17 protein-coding genes are annotated in these 21,075 nt (G+C 68.9%); 10 read left to right on the top strand and 7 right to left on the bottom strand.

Going from position 1 to position 21,075, the window contains the following annotated elements:
• Positions 1-160 precede the first annotated feature (160 nt).
• Both FHY04_RS03490 and FHY04_RS03485 read left to right on the top strand, forming a co-directional pair.
• The gene (locus FHY04_RS03490) at positions 161-1,003 is read left to right on the top strand and encodes a type 1 glutamine amidotransferase (RefSeq protein WP_183935369.1); all 843 of its coding nucleotides are present in this window, start codon (positions 161-163) and stop codon (positions 1,001-1,003) included.
• 96 nt (positions 1,004-1,099) lie between these two features.
• Positions 1,100-1,576 carry a GAF domain-containing protein gene (locus FHY04_RS03485; RefSeq protein WP_107045184.1) on the top strand — a complete coding sequence of 159 codons (477 nt, stop codon included), beginning with the start codon at positions 1,100-1,102 and terminating at the stop codon, positions 1,574-1,576.
• Positions 1,577-1,586: 10 nt separating this feature from the next.
• Here FHY04_RS03485 and FHY04_RS03480 read toward each other — a convergent pair whose 3' ends face one another.
• The 4 genes from FHY04_RS03480 to FHY04_RS03460 all read right to left on the bottom strand — a co-directional run bounded on the left by FHY04_RS03480 (position 1,587) and on the right by FHY04_RS03460 (position 9,582).
• Positions 1,587-2,990 carry a PepSY domain-containing protein gene (locus FHY04_RS03480; protein WP_183935368.1) on the bottom strand — a complete coding sequence of 468 codons (1,404 nt, stop codon included), beginning with the start codon at positions 2,988-2,990 and terminating at the stop codon, positions 1,587-1,589.
• Complete coding sequence (locus tag FHY04_RS03475) at positions 2,990-5,371, bottom strand: TonB-dependent receptor domain-containing protein (RefSeq protein ID WP_183935367.1); 2,382 nt, start codon at positions 5,369-5,371, stop codon at positions 2,990-2,992. The genes FHY04_RS03480 and FHY04_RS03475 overlap by 1 nt, the downstream gene beginning before the upstream one ends.
• Positions 5,372-5,523: 152 nt before the next feature.
• Positions 5,524-7,131, bottom strand: coding sequence for an endonuclease/exonuclease/phosphatase family protein (locus FHY04_RS22415; RefSeq protein ID WP_311723495.1), 1,608 nt, complete (start codon positions 7,129-7,131; stop codon positions 5,524-5,526).
• A complete protein-coding gene (locus tag FHY04_RS03460) occupies positions 7,132-9,582 on the bottom strand; it encodes a TonB-dependent siderophore receptor (RefSeq protein WP_183935366.1) in 2,451 nt (816 codons plus the stop codon).
• Between the two features lie 249 nt (positions 9,583-9,831).
• Between FHY04_RS03460 and FHY04_RS03455 the strand changes: the two genes are divergently transcribed.
• Positions 9,832-12,210 (top strand): TonB-dependent receptor, encoded by a 2,379-nt coding sequence (locus tag FHY04_RS03455; protein ID WP_183935365.1) that lies wholly within the window; start codon positions 9,832-9,834, stop codon positions 12,208-12,210.
• 47 nt (positions 12,211-12,257) lie between these two features.
• Here FHY04_RS03455 and FHY04_RS03450 read toward each other — a convergent pair whose 3' ends face one another.
• Together FHY04_RS03450 and FHY04_RS03445 are read right to left on the bottom strand one after the other, a co-directional pair.
• Positions 12,258-14,051, bottom strand: a complete 1,794-nt coding sequence (locus FHY04_RS03450) for an autotransporter domain-containing protein (protein ID WP_183935364.1) — start codon at positions 14,049-14,051, stop codon at positions 12,258-12,260.
• A gap of 95 nt (positions 14,052-14,146) precedes the next feature.
• Positions 14,147-14,629, bottom strand: coding sequence for a hypothetical protein (locus FHY04_RS03445; protein WP_183935363.1), 483 nt, complete (start codon positions 14,627-14,629; stop codon positions 14,147-14,149).
• Between the two features lie 358 nt (positions 14,630-14,987).
• On the opposite strand from FHY04_RS03445, the gene FHY04_RS03440 reads away from it, so the two are divergent.
• From FHY04_RS03440 to FHY04_RS03410, 7 genes are all read left to right on the top strand, one after another.
• Positions 14,988-15,569 (top strand): SRPBCC family protein, encoded by a 582-nt coding sequence (locus FHY04_RS03440; protein ID WP_031439712.1) that lies wholly within the window; start codon positions 14,988-14,990, stop codon positions 15,567-15,569.
• Positions 15,569-16,747 carry a zinc-dependent alcohol dehydrogenase gene (locus FHY04_RS03435; RefSeq protein WP_037530290.1) on the top strand — a complete coding sequence of 393 codons (1,179 nt, stop codon included), beginning with the start codon at positions 15,569-15,571 and terminating at the stop codon, positions 16,745-16,747. Before FHY04_RS03440 ends, FHY04_RS03435 begins: the two co-directional genes overlap by 1 nt.
• Before the next feature lie 14 nt (positions 16,748-16,761).
• Positions 16,762-17,562, top strand: a complete 801-nt coding sequence (locus tag FHY04_RS03430; RefSeq protein WP_183935362.1) for an SDR family oxidoreductase — start codon at positions 16,762-16,764, stop codon at positions 17,560-17,562.
• Positions 17,563-17,663: 101 nt separating this feature from the next.
• On the top strand, positions 17,664-18,143 hold the full coding sequence (locus tag FHY04_RS03425) for a MarR family transcriptional regulator (protein ID WP_311723489.1): 480 nt from the start codon (positions 17,664-17,666) through the stop codon (positions 18,141-18,143).
• A gap of 96 nt (positions 18,144-18,239) precedes the next feature.
• Positions 18,240-18,500: a DksA/TraR family C4-type zinc finger protein gene (locus FHY04_RS03420; RefSeq protein WP_031439716.1), complete on the top strand. Its 261-nt coding sequence runs from the start codon at positions 18,240-18,242 to the stop codon at positions 18,498-18,500.
• Between the two features lie 55 nt (positions 18,501-18,555).
• Positions 18,556-19,428, top strand: a complete 873-nt coding sequence (locus FHY04_RS03415; protein WP_183935361.1) for an exonuclease domain-containing protein — start codon at positions 18,556-18,558, stop codon at positions 19,426-19,428.
• Positions 19,429-19,525: 97 nt separating this feature from the next.
• Positions 19,526-20,533 (top strand): NAD(P)-dependent alcohol dehydrogenase, encoded by a 1,008-nt coding sequence (locus FHY04_RS03410; protein WP_183935360.1) that lies wholly within the window; start codon positions 19,526-19,528, stop codon positions 20,531-20,533.
• 17 nt (positions 20,534-20,550) lie between these two features.
• On the opposite strand, the gene FHY04_RS03405 is transcribed toward FHY04_RS03410, so the two are convergent.
• The gene (locus FHY04_RS03405; RefSeq protein WP_183935359.1) at positions 20,551-20,985 is read right to left on the bottom strand and encodes a DUF3291 domain-containing protein; all 435 of its coding nucleotides are present in this window, start codon (positions 20,983-20,985) and stop codon (positions 20,551-20,553) included.
• Positions 20,986-21,075: the final 90 nt, after the last annotated feature.

The raw sequence follows: 21,075 nt of genomic DNA, 5'->3' as shown, positions 1-21,075 counted from the left end.
TGGCAACTCCGCGCGACGCGGTTTTGTTGCACCGCACCCTGCGCGACGAAGTTGGCGAGCGAGGTCGTTACGCAGGCGCGCGGATTATCTGCCGACGGTCTTGGGCGAACCGCCAGCGCGCGCGTTATCCTGTCGGCCATTTGCGGTCAGAGGACTGATAGTGCTGAAGTTTCTAGTGGCCGAAAGCGAAACACCCGAACAGCGCGATGCCCGCCGCGAGCATGCGGGAAAGAGTTCGGGCGAGACCTATGCGGCGACGCTCGAACAGCTCCGGCCCGATGCGCAGATCACGATCGTCGCACCCGCGGACGACGACGCGCGCGTGCTTGCACCGGCCGAGATCGGCGATTTCGACGCGGTGTTCGTCACCGGCTCGCCGCTCCACGTCTATGACGACTCGCCCGAGGTGCAGCGCCAGCTCGCCTTCATGCGTGCGGTGTTCGCCTCGGGGACGCCGTCGTTCGGCTCGTGCGCGGGGCTGCAGCTCGCGGTTGCCGCAGCAGGGGGCACCGTCCGCAAGATGCCACGGACGATGGAGGCCGGGATCGCGCGCCGGATCACGCGGACGCAGGCGGGGCGCGATCACCCGCTGCTCGCCGGCCGCACGGAGAGCTGGGACGCACCCGCGATCCACGGCGACGAGGTCGAGCGGCTGCCCGACGACGCGACCTTGCTCGCGAGCAACGCGGTCACCACGATCCAGGCGGCCGAGATCCGCCATGACGGCGGGATTTTCTGGGGCGTGCAATATCACCCCGAACTGGCCCCGCGCGAGATCGCGATCGCGCTCCGCCGCCAGGCGAGCAGCCTGATCGAGGCGGGGCTCGCCGAGCGCGAGGCCGATGTCGAACAGCGCGCCGCGCAGCTCGATGCGCTGCACGACGATCCCGACCGCCGGTCGCTGCTCTGGCTGCTCGGCGTCGGCGAGGATTTCGCGCAGGAAGCGGGTCGGCGGCTCGAACTCACCAATTTCCTGACGCACCTGGTCGAACGGGGCGACTGACCCCTGCCCTTGCATTCTCACGCCGCGCCCACATCTGCCGTAGCGTAAGCAGCGCGATCTCCGGGGGGATCGCGCGCCGAACGGGGAATGGGGCGGATGTACGATCAACTGGCCGAGAGCGTCATGCTCGAGAGCGACAATGGCGACGTGCGGGCGATCCTCGAAAAGGTCGCGGCGCTGACCGGCATGGGGTTCGTCGCGGTCGCGCGAGTCACCGACACGCGCTGGATCGCCTGCCAGGTGCTCGACCAGATCGATTTCGGCATGTCGCCCGGCGACGAGCTGCGGATCTCGACGACGATCTGCGACGACATCCGGCAATCGGGCAAGGCCGTCGTCATCGACGACGTGTCGACCAACGACCGCTGGCTGACGCACCCCGCGCCGTCGCTCTATGGCTTCAAGAGCTATGTCTCCTTCCCGATCACGCTCGCCGACGGATCGTTCTACGGCACGCTGTGCGCGATCGATCCGCGCCCGCGCCAGCTGAGCGGGCGCGAGACCGCCGCGGCGCTGGCGGGGTTCGCCGCGGAAGTCGGCGCGGTGCTGTCGCGGAACGTGCCCGCGGGCTGAGCAGGCGGGATCACCGCAGACCGAGCCAGTGTCGCGCCGCCGTCCAGTCGCGCAGCACCAGCCGCTCGACGACCAGCACCAGCAGCATCGACACGCCGAGCAGCGGCAGTGCGAGACCCAGCAGGACCAGCAGCGCCACGAACCCCGCCGCCACGCGCGGTCGCGGCCGCGCGGGCGGTGCGCCCAGCGTGTCGGCGGGCCGACGCCGCCACCACAGCACGACGCTGCTGACCGACACCAGCGCCAGCCCGATCGCGGTCAGCAGACCGAGCAGCTGGTTCGCCCAGCCGAACAGCTGTCCCTCATGCGCGGCGACGCCGTAACCGACGATCCGGTCGATCAGCCGGCGCTGCGCGAAATCCTTGCGCGTCAGGATCGCGCCCGTAGCGCCGTCGAGCGTCAGGTCGGTGCGCAGCGGCCGGTTCGCGGTATCGGACTTGGCGGTCCAGGGCTGGCCCATGCCCGTCGGCGGCGCGATCAGGACCGGCGGCGCGAGCGCGAGCGGGCGCAGCGTCGCGATCAGCCGGTCGAGCGGCACGTCCGAGACCGCGGGATGCGCCATCGTCATCCCGCCATGTTCGGCATGCGCGCCCACCATCGCGCGGGTACCGGCATCGGCGGCACCGCGCGCGCGAAGTTCCGCGGCCTGCCCCGCCGACCAGTCCTGCCTGACCACCCGTCCCTCGGCGACCGTCCGGATCGCCTTCAGGTAACTCCCCCAGCTTGCGGCCCAGGGCAGCCCCGATATGAGCAATGCGAGCGCGAAGACCGATACCCAGAGCCCGGTGACGCCGTGCAGGTCGCGCCAGAACCGCCGCCCGCCGGCGCGCAGCCGCGGATAGACCACTCCCGCCAACCCGCTGCCGCGCGGCCACCACAGGACCAGCCCCGACAGGATCATGACGATCGCCCAGGAGGCGGCGAGCTCAACCAGATAAGAGCCGGGCGTACCGATCAGCAACTCACCGTGAAGCCGGAAGATGATCCGCATCAGCCGGCTGTCCTCGTCGACGCTGTGGAGGATCGCGAGCGTGTTCGGATGGACATAGACGCGCGTCTCGGTGGTGCCGGCGCCGACGATCACCTGCACCGCCTCGTCGGGACGCTCGGGCAGCTGATAGCGGTGGAGCACCGATCCGGGCACCGCGCGCACCGCCGCATCGGCCTGACGCGCCGCCGAGGCGCGCGCGCCGTCCAGCGGGAGATGCGTATAGGGCCGATCGATCAGCGCCTCGATCTGCGGGCGGAACAGGTAGATCGAGCCGGTGACCGACAGCCACAGCACGAACGGAAGACAGAACAGCCCGGCATAGAAATGCCAGCGCCAGATCGTCGGATAGCCCGGCCAGCCACGGCCGGGGCCGGGTCCGCCCGAACGTGCGGAAGCGGCGGAATGTGGAGCGGTCGCGCGCATCAGAACCGCGCCTTCACGCCGGCATACACGGTGCGCGGGACACCGGCATAGATCGACCCGGTCGCGGCGCTCAGCACGGCCGCCGGATTCTGCTGACCGGTCGCCGCGTTCAGACTGTTCGCGATCACCGAGGCCGAGCCGACATAGGTCGTGTCGAACAGGTTCTGCACCGACGCGAACAGCCGTAATCGCGACCACACCCCCTCCCCCCTTGGCGGATCATAATGGAGGTTGAGATTGGCGAGCGTATAGCCCGCCACGCTCAGCAAATTGCCGTTGTCGATCGCATAGCGATCACGGTGGGTCAGCTCGACGAACCCGCCCAGCCCCGCCACCGCGCCGCCCGGCTGGTCATAGCCGAGCCGGACGTTGACGAAGGTCGGGATGACGCCGGGGATGCGGTTGCCCGCGCGGTCGAACGTCGCCGACACCGCACCCGAGGTCAGCCGCTCGACGAACTCGGTATAGTGGTGGTCGTTATAGCTGTAGCTGGCATCGATCCGCGCGCCCGGCAGCAGCGCGGGCAGCGGCGTCCAGCTGAGGCCGAGCTCAACGCCGCGGTGCACCGAGCGCGGCGCGTTGGTCGTATAGGCGAGCAGGTTGACGCCCGCCGACTGGCTGACCTGTTCGTTGCGGAACCATTCGTAATAGCCCGTCACCTCCGCCTTCAGATTGGTCCCGAGCGCGACTTCGGCGCCAAGGTCGATCCCGGTGTTGCGCTGGGTCTTTAGCGTCACATTGTTGCCCGGCACCCCTGCCGCGGTCACGAACAGCGCGCCGGCCTGCGGGATGCCATAGCCGGTGCCGACGCGCGCGTGCAGCCGGACCGCGTCGATCGCCTGCCAGACGAGCGAGGCCTCGGGCGCGACGTTCCAGAAATGGCGCTCGGCGGGGATCACGCTCAGCACCGGGTTCGCGCCGAGCGGATAGGCATAGCCGGTCTGCGTCACGCCGATGATCGATCGCTCCGCGCCGATGCCCGCGATGAACTGGAGCCGCGACGTCAGGCCTAGCTCCGCGCGCGCGCGGGCGCCCAGGTTGCGGACGTCACCGAACACCGTCTGGGTCGGCGCGCCGATCCCGTCGCGGCCCGCGGGTGTCTTGTTGAAGCTGTAGCTCTGGTTATCGAGGTAATTGTAGAACACGCCGACAAAGCTGGTCGCCGCCATCCCGAACAGCGTGCCGCGATGCGTGACGTCGCTGGTGATGTTGTAGCTGTCGAGCGTCCCCTTGAACGGCGTCGCGCTCGTCGGCTGGTTGACGACGCGGCTGTCGAACGTCGCCTGGGTCCGCCACGTCGCGGTCGTGCTCAGGTCATGTTCGTAGCGGGTGCCGACGATCGTCCGGCGATCGTTGCGTGCGAGGTCGGCCTCGGCCGCGGTCTGTGCGATCCGCGCGCCGTTGACGCCGTTGGCGAGCACCGAGATCGTCCCGCAACCCGGCGCCGCGCCGACTCGCGTCGCGCAGCCGCGCTGATAGGGATTGGCGCGATACTGATCGAGCGAGAGCCGCGTCGACAGCGCGAATTCACCCTCGTTGTAGATGACCTTCGCGGTCAGCCGGTCGCGGTCCGAGATCGCATAGGTCGCCAGCGCGTTGATCGTGCCGGTCTCGTACCCCGTATGGCCTGTCGACCCGTTCGCGCGGACGAAGGAGCCGAACAGCGCATAGTCGAAATCCGCGCCGGCATCGCCGATCGTCGCATGGACATTGGCATAGCCGTCGCTGCCCGTGTCGATGCCGATCTCGGCGCCGTCGATGTCGCGGCCGCGCCGGGTGCGGAAATTGACCGCGCCACCGATCGCGTAATTGCCATAGCGTGCGGAGGACGGCCCGCGGACCACGTCGACCGCGCCGTAAGCATGCGGATCGGTCAGGTCGAACCGCGCCAGCCCGTCGGGCTGGGTGACGGGGAAGTCATCCTCGAACACCTGGATGTTGCGCGCGCCGAAGCTGTTGCGCGCGTTCGAGCCGCGGATCGACACGCCGACGTCGCGCGGGCCGTTGCCCTGGATGACGACGACGCCGGGCGACAGCTTGACGATGTCGGCGATCGTCGTCGCGGGGGTGTTGCGGAACGCGGCGTCGTCGATCGTCGTGACGGTCTGCCCGGTCACGCGCGTCGTCAGCGACAGCGCGTTGCCGGTGACGATGATATCGTCGCCGTCGATCGCCACGGCGGCGGTGCGCCGCGGCGCCTCCGCCGGGCTGCTCGGTTCGTCGAGGCGGCGCAGTTCGGCATCGATCGCGGCACGATCGCGGAGCAGCGCCGCGCGCCGGGCTGCGATATCGGCATTCTGGGCGGCAGGGAGAGGCGCAGCCGCGATCGGCGCGGCACAGGCGATCGCGGAGATCGCCGCCATGAGATGGCATCGGGACATGAAGAATTCCTGGTCGGACGCAGCCGGATCCCGTCGGGACCGGGTCGTATAGGGGTCGCGGGCAGCCGCCACCGGCCCGCGCTTCGGCGGACAGGGTCGGCATCGCATCGGGTCACCGCGCGGCCCGTTCGGGGCATCGCGCCGGCAACCGGTCAACCGCGGACCGGGGGACCTCGCAAGGGGGGACGCAGAAACTCGGGTGCGCGCGCGACGACCGGGGTCGCGACGCGGAAGACGGTGGCGATGACGAACGCGATTGCCAGCGCGAGCAGCACCGGATCGGCCGCGGCCAGCCCCGCCGTCGTCAGGCCGGAAAAGGCGCAGGGCATCTCGCGGCCCGCATGCTGAGTCTTCTCCGGGTCATGCGTCATACCCGGCATTGCCGCATGCGTCGTCTGCGACGTCGCCGTCGCAAGGGGGGAAGGCCCCGCTCCGGCACATAACTGGATAGTGAGTACGCCGTTCGCCACGACCGGCATGAACCCGCCGGGGACGAGGATCTTCATCGCCAGCGCGACCACGACCAGCCATGCGGCAAGCGCAGGATGATCGCGGAGCAGGCGGCGAAGCGGTGTCACGCGCCTGTCGTAGCGAGTCGGTGCGGATCTGTCGCCGGTCGGCGCGGCGGTCGGGCCATCCGCTTGTCCCGCCGCTGGACTCCCTGCTTCCCGCGGCTCGGCGATCCGCGCGCAGTCGCCGCCGCGCGGCGCATCGCCGGTCCAGCTGAGCCGGTAGCGGACGAGCAGCCCGTCATGATCGGACAGCTTCGGGCTGCCCGGCGCGCCATCGAACATCGCGCGGACCGCGACCGGCACGATCCGGACGCGCGTGCCCTGCGCGAAGAACTGGAGATCCTGCGTGTCGAGCCACGGCGCGTCGCCGTCCCAGGACAGCGACACCGCACAGGCCGCGCGCGCCTGGCAATATTCGTGCACCAGCCCGAACGGGTGATGCAGCCGGAAATCGTCGAACCGCGCGGGCGAGCGGCGCATGTTGAAGTCGCCGCCCAGGATCATCGGCCGCGACGGCGTGCGGCGCGCGGCGAGAAACGCCTCGAGCTCGCGGGTCTGCGCGCGGTGCGCGGCGCGGTGCCGCGCGGGCGCGACCTTCGACGCCTTGCGCGCATTCATGTGCGTGTTTGCGATGTCTATTCCTTCGGGAACGCCGGGCACCGCGAGTGTCGCCAGCACCACGCCCTTGTTCGACAGACAGTCGAACCCCGCACAGGCCCGGCGCGAATAGGGATCGCGCGCGACGCCGGTAATCGCGAAGCGGCTGGCGATGACCAGCCCCGAGCTCATCAGCCTCACGCCCAGCTCGCCCTTGGCCAGCCGGGCACGCCCGGGCAGCCGGTCGTCCTGCGAATAGACGCTGCGCCGCGTCCGCGACGGTCCGCTCGCGAGCGACGGATAGCCCGTGGCGACCACCCCGCGCACCGCCGCGCGCGAAAAGACTTCCTGGAACAGCACGACGTCGGGGGCGGTCCCGGCCGCGCGCAGATCGCGCAGGACCCGCCCGATCGCCGCGAGATCGCGCCCGCGCCCCGACCGCGCGGGCCATTGCAGCCCCTCGATATTATAGGTCAGCACGTCGATCGTCGTGCTGCGTTCGCCCGATGCCGCGATCTGGATCGCAGGCGGCCCGCCGCCCTCCCCGGCGTCGACGCCGCCACAGGGCAGCGTCCGGAACCGCGGCAAGCTGCCGCACCCTGCGAGGCCGAGCGTGAGCGCGACCCCCAGCAGGATGCGGCCTGGAATCACCTACCAGCTCAGCCCGGCGCGGGCGTAGAGATAGCGGCCGTTGAAGCCGAACGGCGAGTAATAGGGGAAGCCGATCACGCCGGTCGTGTTGTTCTGCGTGACGGTCGCATCGGGATAGACGTCGAACAGGTTGCTGACGCCCAGTCCGAGCTGCGCCCCCCTGGTCGCCTGGTAGCGCAACTCGACATCGGTGATGACGTGCTTGCCGCTGTGCACGTCCGCGGCGGGCGTCGTCCCCGGCTGGTTGACGTCGCCATAATAGGTGACGCGGGCAAGCGCGCCGAGCTGGTCGAGCGACCAGTCGATCGACCCGGTGACCTTCTCGCCCGGCGTGCCGTCCTCCAGCGTCAGGATCCGGCTGCGCGCGAACAGCGTCGGTGCAGGGTCGAGCGTCGAGGTCGAGGTCGGGACGCGGGTCACCTTGCCGTCGTTGATGTTGCCCGCCACCGTCAGGTCGAAATTGCCCGCCGCCACGGTCCGCACGCGGTAATGCGCGACCGCGTCGATGCCCTTGGTGGTCGAGGCGAGCCCGTTGATGAAGAACCGCGCCGCGGTCGCGCCCGATCCGGCAAGCAGCCCGGCGATCTGCGCATTGACCTCGGGGGACTGGCTCGTCGCGGTGGTGATGTTCTCCGACAGGCCGATCTGGTTGCGGATGTGGATGCGATAGGCGTCGACGGTCAGGTCGAACCCGCCGAACCGCAGCACCGTGCCGAGCGACAGGTTGGTCGATTTCTCGGGCTCGAGCGGCAGCCCGCCGAGCCGCGCCGCGACCGGGCTGACCGAGGGGAAAGTGCCGGTCTGGATCGGTGCGCCATTCTGGATCACGGTCGAGATCGAGGTGAAATATTGCTGCTGCAGCGCGGGCGCACGGAAGCCGGTCGAGGCCGTTCCGCGCACCGCAATCCAGGGTGCGACGTCATAACGTGCGGAGATCTTGCCCGTCCCGGTCGAGCCGAAATCGGAATAATCCTCGCCGCGCCCCGCCAGCCCGATCAGCAGCGCGTCGGTCACCTGCGCCTCGAGATCGAGATAGGCGCTGAAGTTGCGGCGGTTGCGGTCGACGACATTGTCGGTCGAGAAGCCGCCAAACCCCTGCGCCCCCACCGCCGCGCCCGCGACCGCGCCCGTCACGGGCGTGGTGTAGGAGGCGCGTTCGCCAGCCTGGATCTCGAAACTCTCGCGCCGCGCCTCGAGCCCGAAGGCAACGTTGAGCCCCTGCAGCACGTCGAGCTTGCGGTTGACGTCGAGCCCGGCGACCAGCTGGCCATAGATCAGCGCGCCGTCGGAAAAGTCCTGCGGCGTCGCGGCGCCATAGGCATAGTTGGCGGAATTGAGCGTGCGGAAACCGATCTTGTTGCGGCCATAGCTGACGTTCAGGTCGACGCTCCAGTCCGCGACCTCGCCCTTGATCCCGACCGCCGAATTGATGTCGCGCGACTTGGTATTGATCAGCGGCAGGAAGCCGTCGGGATAGCCGGCCAGCGCGGTCGTCGCGCTCGCCAGCCGCGGGAAGGCCGCGCTGCGCGTGTCGCGGTCCTGATAGCCGAACCAGCCATAGAGGCCCCAGCTGCCCGTCAGCGTCGTGCCGGCATTGGCAAAGACGCTATATTGCTCGACCTGCGGATCACCGAACCGTCCGGTGACGCGGGTCGGAGTGACGCGCGGATCGAAATCGGCGCGATTGGTCGCCTGGCGGTTCAGATATTCGCCCGACAGCGTCAGGAATCCGTCCTCGCCAAAGCCCAGCCCCTGCCAGCCCGAGACCGTCACGGCATGCTCGCCGGTCGTGCTGCGGCTGCCGCGCGCGGTATCGATGTCGGTGTTGTAGAAGCCGTAATTGACCGTCGCGCCGCCGCCCGAGCGGGCTTCGCGCAGCCGCAGGTTGACGACGCCCGCGATCGCATCGGACCCATATTGCGCCGATGCACCGTCGCGCAGCACCTCGATCCGGTCGAGCGCGACGGTCGGGATGGTGTTTAGATCGACCGCCGCCGAGCCGCGGCCGACCGAACCGCCGATGTTGAGCAGCGCCGCGGTATGCCCGCGCACGCCGTTGATCAGCACCAGCGTCTGGTCGGGCGACAGGCCGCGCAGCGTCGCCGGACGGATCGCATCGGTGCCGTCGACCGCGGAGGCGCGCGGGAAGTCGATCGACGGGGCGATCGCCGACAGCGCGGCGCCGAGCTCGGTCGTGCCCTGGCGCTGGAGCGACGCGCCGCTCAGCACGTCGACCGGCGACACGCTGTCGAGCCGCGACCGGCCGACCGCGCGCGTCCCCGTGACGATGATCTCGTCCTGCGCGACCGGCGCTGCGCCGTCAGGACCTGCGGCGGCAGGCGCATCCTGCGCGGCCTCGGCCGTTACTGGCGCGAGTTGCGCGTCGGCCTGCGCCGCGGCGAAGGCGAGGGTCGAGGCGGCCAGCGCCAGCGCGGTACGATAGGCAGTCATGTCGAAGTCCCTGTTGGCGATCGTTCTGGGACGATCTTTCGCGTGCACGAAGATGCACAACGCATTCACCCGGCCCGATAGGTCCCAAGCGACTGTGCGATAAGTGAAAAGAATGCGCGACCGGATGCGCGGGCTGCAACGGGGCATCACGGCCGCGACATCGAACCGTCACCGTAACGACGCGGCCACGTCACGGATCTGGTTAATGGATCCCCCGAGGCTGCGCCGTCGCGGCCAAGGGGACGCTTCATGAACCATCTCTCCACCTTGCTCACGGGCGTCGCCACGGTCACGCTCGGGATCGGCCTTGCGGTCACGGCACCCGCCGCCGCGCAGACCGCGGGCGATCCCGCGACGCTACCGGTCGCGACGCCCGCCGCCGACGCGCCGCCGGGTGACGAGATCGTGGTGCTCGGCTTTGGCGAGAGCCGCCAGGTGCAGAGCGTGACCGCCGCCGATCTCTCGCGGCTGACGCCGGGGTCGAGCCCCTTGAAGGCGATCGAGAAGCTGCCGGGCGTCAATTTCCAGGCCGCCGATCCGTTCGGCGCCTATGAATGGGCGGTCCGGATCTCGCTGCGCGGGTTCAACCAGAACCAGCTCGGCTTCACGCTCGACGGCGTCCCGCTCGGCGACATGAGCTATGGCAACGTCAACGGCCTGCACATCAGCCGCGCGATCATCTCGGAAAACGTCGCGCGCACCGACGTGGCGCAGGGCGCGGGCGCGCTCGGCACCGCCTCGACCAGCAATCTGGGCGGTACGATCGAGTTCTTCAGCGACAAACCGCGCGACACGCTGAACGTCACCGGCGGCGGCACCTATGGGTCGAACGACACCTATCGCGGCTTCGCGCGGATCGACAGCGGCGATCTCGGCGGCGGGCTGAAGGGCTATCTGAGCTACGGCTTTCTGACCACCGACAAGTGGAAGGGTGCGGGCGTCCAGCGCCAGCATCAGGCGAACGGCAAGATCGTCAAGGATCTGGGCAGCCTCGGCAGCCTGTCAGCGTTCGTCAACTTCTCCGACCGGAGGGAGCAGGATTACCAGGATCTGAGCTACGACATCATTCGCCGCCGCGGGCTGGGCAACGACAATATCGCCGACAATTATCCGCTCGCGCTGCAGATCGCAAAGGTCGCGCAGAACCAGGCGGCAGCAGCGGCGGGTGCGGCGCAGCCCTGGGCGGGCGTCGGCACCGCGTTTCCGGCCGGGATCGGCACGGTCGATGACGTCTATTTCGACGCCGCGGGCGTCCGTCGCGATTATCTGGGCGGGGTCACGTTCGACGCCAACCTCACCCCCGGGCTGACGCTCAGGACCACCGGCTATTATCACGACAACAAGGGCCAGGGATCGTGGATCACGCCCTATTCGCCGACGCCGGCCGGCGCCGCCAATGCCGATGGCACACCGATCGCCGCCGCCAGCCCGCTCGGCTTCCGTACCACCGAATATGCGATCAAGCGCGGCGGAGCGCTCAGCAACCTGGCCTATGAAACCGGCGCGAACACGCTCGAACTCGGCGGCTGGTATGAAAGCAATACCTTCACCCAGGCGCGCCGCTTCTACAGCATGACCGATACCGCGACGCCGAACCGCGACGTGCTGAAGTTCCAGGACAATCCCTATGCGACGCAGTGGGACGGCAAATACACCACCGACACGATCCAGTATCATGTCGGCGACACGCTCCGCCTCGCCGACGATCGGCTGACCCTCAACGCCGGGTGGAAGGGCTTCACCGTCACCAACCGTGCGATCATGCTGCCCGCGACGACCTCGCCGCTCGCGGTCGGGCGGATCTCCGCCAAGGACTGGTTCCAGCCCCAGGCCGGGCTGCTCTTCAAGCTCGCGCCAGGCACCGAGCTGTTCGCGGACTATAAGGAAAACGTCCGCGCCTATGTCTCGTCGGCGACGACCGGGCCGTTCTCGACCACGCAGGCCGGGTTCAACGCGATCCGCGACCGGCTGAAGCCCGAACGGTCGAAGACCGCGGAGGGCGGGCTGCGGTTCCGCCAGGGCCCAGTCCAGGCGTCGGCGGTCGGCTATTATATCGACTTCTCGAACCGGCTGCTCGGCTTTGCCAATGGCGCAGGGATCATCGGCAACCCGGCGACGCTCAACAATGTCGGCAGCGTCCGGACCTATGGCGCGGAGGTCGCGCTGACCTACCGCGTGTTCACGCCGCTGTCGCTGTTCGCGAGCTACTCGTACAACAACTCGCAATATGCCGACGACGTGCTCGACGCGCGCGGCGCCGTGCTGGTCGCGACCGACGGCGAGACCGCGGTCGACAGCCCCGAGCACATGGTCAAGGGCGAGATCGTGTTCGAACAGTCGGGCGTCACCGCGCGGGTCGGCGCGGACTATATGAGCAAGCGCTACTTCACCTATCTGAACGACCAGTCGGTGCCGGGCCGCGTGCTCGTCGACGCCAGCATCGGCTACCGCTTCGAGGGGGACGGCCCGCTCCACGGCGTCTCGATCGAGGGCAGCGTCACCAACCTGACCGACAAGGGCTATATCTCGACGATCGGCTCGAACGGCTTCACCGCGAGCGGCGACAACCAGACGCTGCTGGCCGGTGCCCCGCGCCAGGTGTTCGTGTCGCTGAAGAAGGGGTTCTGACGCACGGGCCGGATCGGGACTTGGGCGCCCCGATCCGGCCTTTGCTATTAGAACGTCGCGGACAGCCCCGCGAACGCGGTCACGCTGTCGCGGTCGTCGCGCAGCGCATAGCCCGCGACGCCCGCGCGCAGCGACAGCGCGCCGGCAACCTGTCCGTCGACCCCCATCGCATAGCTCATGTAATTGCGATCGGCGCGTTCGACGCTGCTGGTGAAGCGGATCGGCGCGCCGGTCGGGGTCATCGTCAGGGTGCGGGGATCGTCGTCGAACTCGCGCTCATAGCCTGCCCGCACGAACACGCGGACCGGCTCCCCCGGCAGCGACCGCACGACCGCGCCGAACCGGCCCGTCAGGCTCTCGATCTGCTGCCGGCCGAACGCCGCCGCGGTTGACAGCCCGCCCGCCTCGGCATAGCCCGCCAGCCGGACGCGGTCATATTGCACCGCCAGATCGGGTCCGAAGGCGAGGCCGCCGGTGCGGACCAGATCGAGCGCGCCGGTGATCCGGCCCGCGACGTAATTGCCGTCGGTTTCGCCGTCATGCGTGCGGATCGTCGGCCCGAGCTGCACGCTGCGCCGGATCTGGCGATAGTCGATCTCGCCATAGCTGCCGTCCGCCAGCAGCCGGACCGGCCCCAGTTCGCCGCGCGCATAGCCGCTCGCGGACCAGGCGCGCGGCTTGTAGCGTCCCGCGCCGTTCTGGAAATCGCCCGTCCCGTCCGAATAGGCGCCCGCGATCCCGACGCCCGAGGCCGCGCCGATCGCGAGGTCCGCACCCAGCGTCCCGCTGAAGCCCCGCTCGGTGATGCCGACGCGCTGCGCCGAGTTGCCACTCGCGTAATAATGATAGGCCGCCCCGCCGAACACCGACAGCGCGCGACCGTCACGCTGCGACCCGCCGCGTTCGGGCCCTTCGAGCAGATCACGTTGCGCGCGGAACATCGCCTGCGCGGCATAGCCGAGCCCCGCGATCTGCTCGGGCGCCTGGACGAGGCTGGCGATCGCCTGCCCCTGGATCCGCTGCGTGATGCCCGCGGGGTGGACGCTGTCGGCGAGGATATAGGTCTCGTTGGCATTCGGCGTGACGAGCGTCGCGCGCGTACAGGCGAGCGACGAGGGCACGGTGCACGCGACCCCGGTGATGTTGGTGTAGCCATAGGTCGCCGGGCTCGTCACCAGTTCGTTGAACAGCCGGTCGGTATCGAAATACAGCGCGTTGACGTTCGCCGCCGCGAGCGCTGCCGCATAGGTCCGGTTGAACAGCGCGAGCCCCGCCGCGCCGCCGGTCTGCACCGCGAGCGTCACGATCCGCTGCGCGCCTGCGCCCTGCAGCCGGCTGACCTGCGTGGCGAGCTCGGTCGCGGCGGTGGTCAGGATCGCGTTGTTAATGCTGCCGCCGGCCTGGAACGCGAAATAGTCGTTGCCGCCGCCCTGCACATAGACGAGGTCGCGCGGCCCGAACGTGCCGCCCGCGCCGAGGAAGTTGGTGATCTGAGTCGTGATCGGGATCGACAGCGCGTTCGCCGCGGTCACGCGCGCACCGCCGACCGCATAATTGGTCCCGCCCTGGCCATAGACCGGGGTCAGCGGCAGCCCGAGCCGCGCCGCGACAACTTCGGGGGCGACCGGATCGGGGTTGGTCGTGAAGCTGCCCGCGTCGCGCGGCAGCCGTGGGTCGAGCGTCAGATAATAGCCCCCATCGGCCAGGCTGTCGCCGAACACGACCATGCGGTTGACCGGCGCGGCGGCGGCGGTCGCGCCACTCGCGGTCTGGGCCTGCGCGGGGGATGCGATCGCCAGGGTCGTGCCCAGCAGCGCCGCAACGGCGGACGTCGTTTTCATAGATCCTCTCCTGTGCGGCAAGGGGTCGTTGCCCCCTGCTCTGGCACTGTCGTGGATCTGTCACATTGTGACGTCAAGCCGTCTCGCGCGGGGTGTCAGCCGTCGAGCTGTGCGCGCGTCGTCGCGCCGACGCGCATCCCGGTGACGCTGACGACCAGCGTCTCCATCTGCGCCTCGACGAACCCCGCCGCGAGGAAGGCGCGGATCTCGGTCATCGGCAGCGCGAAGCCGCGCCGCCACGCATAGACCGCCATCCGCCGCAGTGCCTCGAGCCGCGGATCGGCGAGCTGCGACCGGCTGCCCAGTCCGAACAGCCCGCCCATCGCGCGCGACACCGCACTCGGGCTCGCGAGACTGCGCAGCGTGTCGCGCTTGGCGAGCGCGATGACGCTCCATTCGAGCGCGGAAAACCCCGCCGTCTCGTCGGCGGCGTCACCTGCGAGATCGACCACCAGATCGGCGGCCAGATCCGCAGCGAGGTTCGCGGCCGGATTTACCGGCGCGGCGGCTGCAACCCGCGCGGTGTTGCGCGTGCCACAGGGTGCGGCGAAATGCGTGTCAAGGTCGAGATAGGCCATGAATATCCCCTTTCGGATCGGGCAGCACCGGACCTGCGTCGATGGAGGGTCCATCGGCACGGCATGGGGCAGCGCGGGTGCGGTCGTGGTGACAGTGTCGTTCCGACGTCGGAGCAACCTTCGATACCGAGCGGTATACAAACCGATCGACCCGAACGTCAACAGCCTTCTGTACCGGTCGGTAGTTTTTTATGCGTCGGGGTTCCCCGCCGCCCCGCCGAGAAAATCTACTGAGCGACATCAATTTCCCGGGTGGCTGACGACGAGCCGTCGCTGTGTTGCGACGAACCGCCCGGCGCCCGCCGGCTCCCCGCCAGACTGACGCGTTGGGACAGCATCTTTGGACAGGAGAACGGACATGTCGCAGTCCCCTACCGACCATACCGACGACGCGCCCCCGACGACCTGGAAGAAGGGCGACCCGATCGCCGCCGAGGGCCTGCCGACCACGACCGGGGACAGCATCGTCGGCCGCACGGTGACGATCAATCGCCCGGCGGCCGAGCTGTTCGCCTATTTCCGCGACTTCACCAACCTGCCGCGCTTCATGGAAAACGTCGTGTCGATCACCCCGATCGACGCCACGCGGTCGCACTGGGTGGTCAAGGCGCCCGCGGGCCGCACGGTCGAATGGGATGCGGTCGTGACCGACGAGACGCCCGACCGGGTGATCGCCTGGACCTCCGAACCCGGCGCCGATGTCGCCAACAGCGGCCGGGTCGAGTTTCGCGACGCGGGCGCGCGCGGCACCGTCGTCACCGCGACGATCGTCTATGATCCGCCCGCCGGCATCGTCGGCAAGATCGTCGCCAAGATGTTCCAGCGCGAACCCGCAATCCAGGCGCGCCGCGACCTGCGCCGGTTCAAGCAACTGATGGAGACCGGCGAGATCGCAACCGCCGCCTTCACCCGCAAACAGCATGACGAGGAGTTCGCCTGATGCGCGCATTGGCATGGCATGGCCGCCACGACGTCCGCGTCGACACGGTCGACGACCCCGAGATCCTCAACCCGCGCGACTGCATCATCAAGGTGACGTCGACCGCGATCTGCGGCTCGGACCTGCATCTCTATGACGGCTATATCCCGACGATGCAGGCGGGCGATATTCTCGGCCACGAATTCATGGGCGAGGTCGTCGAGACCGGTCCCAAGTCGACGCTGAAGAAGGGGCAGCGCGTCGTCGTGCCGTTCACGATCGCGTGCGGCAGCTGCTATCACTGCGGCAAGCATCAATATTCCGCGTGCGACAACGGCCTGCCCGCGGACAATCAGGACATCGCGCAGGAGCTGTACGGCCAGCCGATGAGCGGGCTGTTCGGCTATAGCCACATGACCGGCGGCTATGCGGGCGGCCAGGCGGAATATGTCCGCGTGCCGTTCAGCGACGTCGGCCCGATCGTCATCCCCGACGGGATCGAGGACGACAAGGTGCTGTTCCTCTCCGACATCCTGCCGACCGGCTGGCAGGCGGCGGAGAATGCGCAGATCGAGCCCGGCGACACCGTCGCGGTCTGGGGCTGCGGCCCGGTCGGGCTGTTCGCGGTTCAGTCGGCATTCCTGATGGGTGCCGAGCGCGTGATCGCGATCGACCATTTCCCCAAGCGTCTCGCGCTCGCCAAACGGTTCGGCGCGGAGACGATCAACTTCGAGGAAAGCGCGGTCTATGAGGCGCTGATGGCTATGACCGGCGGGATCGGTCCCGATGCGGTGATCGACAGCGTCGGGCTGGAGGCGCACGGCTTCTTCGTCGACAACGTCATCGACCAGATCAAGAAGTCGACCTTCCTCGGCACCGACCGCGCGCATGCGATCCGCCAGGCGATCATCGCGTGCCGCAAGGGCGGCCGCGTCTCGATGCCCGCGGTCTATGGCGGGCTCGTCGACAAGTTTCCGCTCGGCGCGTTCATGGAAAAGGGGCTGACGCTCAAGACCGGCCAGACGCACGTTCAGCATTACATGCCCGCGCTGCTCAACGCGATCCTCGAAGAGAAGATCGACACGACCTTCCTCATCTCGCACCGGATGGATCTCGAGGAGGCGCCGCAGGGCTACAAGATGTTCCACGACGATCAGAACGAAGTGACCAAGGTCGTGCTCAAGCCCGGCTTCAACTGAGAGGATATCGACCCATGGCTACAGCATCACCACACGGCAAATTCGCCGTCATCACCGGCGCCTCGACGGGCATCGGTTTCGAACTCGCGACGATCGCGGCGCAGGACGGCTATGACATCCTCGTCGTCGCGGACGAGGCGCTGATCGAGGCGGCGGCGGCCGACTTCCGCCAGTTCGGGACCACGGTAACGGCGCTCGAGGCTGACCTGTCGACCACCGACGGCGTCGACGCGCTGCTCGCCGCGACCAACGGGCGCCAGATCGACATAGTGTGCGCCAATGCCGGTCGCGGTCTGGGACACGGTTTCCTCGATCAGAGCGTCGCCGACTGGCGCGCGGTGATCGACACCAACATCATGGGCACGCTGTATCTGGTACAGAAGGTGCTGCCCGCGATGGTCGCGCGCAACGATGGCAAGCTGCTCGTGACCGGATCGGTCGCGGGCTATATCCCCGGCGCGTTCCAGGCAGTGTATAACGGGTCGAAGGCGTTCATCGACAGCTTCACCGAAGCGCTCCGCAACGAGATCAAGGATGCGGACGGCGTCACGCTGACCACGCTGATGCCGGGGCCCGTCGACACCGAATTCTTCGACCGCGCCGACATGAACGACACCGATGTCGGCACCGATCCCAACAAGCGCTCGCCTGCCGATGTCGCGCGCGATGGCTGGGACGCATTGATGGCAGGCAAGGGCTCGGTGTTCTCGGGCTGGATGACCAAGCTGCAGGGCGTGATCGCCAATGCAGTCCCCGGCTCGGTCCTCGCCGAGCAGCATCGCAAGATGGCCGAACCCGGCAGCGCGAAGGACTGATCGCCGCCTGACAGAACGCGGCGGGCTTCGGTCCGCCGCGTCGTTTGCCACGATAAAGATTGGCATGGTACGTCGGGGCCACAGTCAGGAGCCATCTTACCGTGCCCGATCAGCCACCGCCGTCCGACACCGTCCCCCCGCCGCTCCCGCTCGACGAGCAGCTCTGCTTTTCGCTCTACGCCGCGACGATCGCGATCAACCGCGCGTACAAGCCGATGCTCGACCAGCTCGGCATCACTTATCCGCAATTCCTCGTGCTCCAGACGCTGCACGAGGCGGAGGATGGCCGGACGATCGGTGCGATCGCCGAACGGCTCGCGCTCGAGCCCAGCACGATCACCCCGCTCGCCAAACGGCTGGAGGCGGCGGGGCTGGTCACGCGGCTGCGCAACCCGGCGGACGAGCGGCAGATGCATGTCCGACTCACCCCGGCGGGCCGGACCTGCTGGGCGGGTACGGGGTGCCTCGGGCCGATGATCGTCGACCGCAGCGGGATGACGCCCGACCGGCTGCGCGCACTCAACGCCGAAGTCACCGCGCTGCGCCGCGCGCTCGGCGATCCGGATAGCGCAGGACGCTAGCCCCCCGCCGCCAGACCCGCCGACGTGCAATGCCGACGATGCTTTCCCATATAGGTCAGGCACCTGACACGATCGGGGCACGAACGGAGACGAAGCATGGCAGGCGGCTGGACGCGCGATGGCGCGGTGCAGGATCAGATCGACGATACCGTGATGGATGCGGTGATGGCGGCGCGTGCGCGGATGCCGGTCGGCGAAAGCGAGGAACAGTGCATCGCCTGCGGCGACGACATTCCGGAAGGGCGGCGTCAGGCCGTGCCGGGCGTACGGACATGCATCGCCTGCCAGAGCGGTCGCGATCGCCCCGCGGCCTCGCTGTTCAACCGCCGCGGCAGCAAGGACAGCCAGCTTCGCTGATGCGGAGGGTGATGGGGGATCGCGTGCCGCCTGGGTCGGCGCTAGGGGTGACGCCATGCTGACGACGACCGCGCTGCAACCGCTGGCCCACGACCTCGACGAAACCACGCCCGATTTCGTCGTGATCGACGTCGAGACAGCCTGCGCGCGCGTCAGCAGCATCTGTCAGGTCGGGATCGTCGGCTTCCGGAACGGTGCCGAGGTCTTCGCCTATGAGACGCTGGTCGATCCGCGCGACGAGTTCCACGCGTTCAACACGCGGATCCACGGCATCGCCGCGCATCATGTCGTCGGCCAGCCGAGCTTTGCCGACATCCATGCGACGGTGACCGCGCATCTGTCGGGGCGAACGACGGTCGCGCATTCCTATTTCGACAAGGGCGCGCTCGCCGCCGCGTGCCGCGTGCACGATCGCCCGGCGATCGAGACGACCTGGCTCGACAGCGTGCGCGTCGCCAAGCGTGCCTGGCCCGATCTGGCGAACCACAAGCTCGGGCAGCTCGCGCGCTATCTGGGGATCGAGCATCGCCACCACGACGCGCTGAGCGATGCGCGCGCCGCAGGCTGGGTGATCGTCAAGGCGATCGACCATACCGGGCTGACGCTCGCCGACTGGCTCGCCCCGCCGCGCGTCGCCGGCCCCGCCCCCGCCGCGGCGCTCGACGGGCCGTTGCGCGGCGAACGGATCGCGCTGCTCGGCCAGCCCCGCGACGGGCCGCTCGCGCACCGTGTCGCCGCGCTCGGCGCGCGGGTGATGACGTCGGTCGGCGCGACGACGACGATCCTGCTCGTCGCCGGCCCCGATCCGCAGTCGCGCGCGCTGCGCACGCATCCCGCCCGGCTGAAGGCGGAGGCCTATCGTCGCGACGGTGGCGCGATCCGCATCCTGGGCGAGGCCGATCTCGACGCGCTGCTCCACCGCGTCTGACGTCGGGACGTGCCGGGGATCGGGTAAAGCTTCCGACATCGCATGCGGCTGTTTGGTCCGCTCGGCCGTTGGGGGCGCGAACATCAGGAGTTTGACGATGAAGGCCATGACGCTGCGATCGCCCGCGGGACTTGACACGCTGCAGAGCGAAGACCGTGCGGATCCGGGCGTGCCGGGCGCGGGAATGATCCGTGTCGCGCTGCACGGCAGTTCGCTCAACTACCATGATCTGGGCGTCGTCACCGGCCGGATGCCGACCGAGGACGGCCGCATCCCGCTGTCCGACGGCGCCGGCGTGGTTGAGAGCATCGGCGACGGCGTGACCGAATTCGCGGTCGGCGATCAGGTCGTGTCGTGCTTCTTCCCCGACTGGCAGACCGGCACGCCGACGATCGGCGATTTCTCGCGGACGCCCGGCGACGGCATCGACGGCTTTGCTCAGCACCATGTCGTCCTGCCCGCGACCGCGTTCACGCACACGCCGAAGGGCTATGACGCGGTCGAGGCGGCGACGATCACCACCGCCGGACTGACCGCGTGGCGCGCGCTCGTCGTCGACGGCAAGCTGAAGGCGGGCGACACCGTGCTGCTGCTCGGCACCGGCGGCGTCTCGATCTGGGCGTTGCAGATCGCCAAGGCGATGGGCGCACGGGTCGCGATCACCTCGTCATCGGATGAGAAGCTCGACCGCGCGCGCGCGCTCGGCGCCGATTTCACGCTCAACTACCGCGACGAGGCCGACTGGGGGCGCAAGGTCGCCGACTGGACCAGCGGGCGCGGCGTCGACCATGTCGTCGAGGTCGGCGGCCCGGGCACGCTGGCGCAGTCGATCACCGCGGTCCGTGTCGGCGGGCACATCTCGCTGATCGGCGTGCTGACCGGCAACAGCGGCGAGGTTCCGACCGCGGCTCTGATGGGCAAGCAGGCGCGGCTCCAGGGCCTGATCGTCGGCAGTCGTCAGGAACAGCAGGAGTTCGTCCGCGCGATCGACGCGACCGGGATCAAGCCGGTGGTCGACCGCCGCTTCCCGCTCGACCAGCTTGCCGAGGCGTTCGCGCTGCAGCAGAGCGGCGCGCATTTCGGCAAGATCGGCGTCGAATGGTAAGCGCAGCGATCGGGTAATTACCCCCGGCGCGGCGGGATCGCTGCCGCGCCGGTCAGCCGCGGCGGGCGGTAGTCGAGCGCGGCATAACCCGTGCTCGGATACCGGACCTTGGACGGCCGACCCTCCCCGCGCATCCGCCGGTCCGCCTCGTCCCAGCCGGGCAGATCGGCGGTCTCGGTGGTCCAGTGGGCGATGCTCGCTTCGTCACACCAGTGCATCAGCTTCGGCATCGCCTTCAGATGCGACCCGTCGATAATATAGCGCTTCATATCCGCGGCATCGCGCCAGACCGTCATCGTCCAGAAGGTCAGTGCACGGTCGCGCAGGATGGCCCCGGTAAGATACCCGTCGGCACGCCGCACCTGCGCAGTGGTCCTCAGCGCATCGAGCGCGAACAGCGGCACGAACCGCAGCGCGCGCAACCGAAGCCGGGTGATGCTGACAAAGGCCATGCGCGACACCTACGCCTGCCCGCAACGCCCAGCAACTTCGCGATCGGCCCTGCGCGGCGGAGCGATGCGCGTGTTGGTTCGTTCGACCCG

The sequence above is a fragment of the Sphingomonas sp. BK481 genome (genome assembly GCF_014194875.1).
In the GTDB taxonomy this organism is placed as follows: domain Bacteria; phylum Pseudomonadota; class Alphaproteobacteria; order Sphingomonadales; family Sphingomonadaceae; genus Sphingomonas; species Sphingomonas aerolata.
The sequence above is the reverse complement of the archived record's forward strand: the minus strand, read 5'-3'. Positions and strand labels throughout refer to the sequence as shown.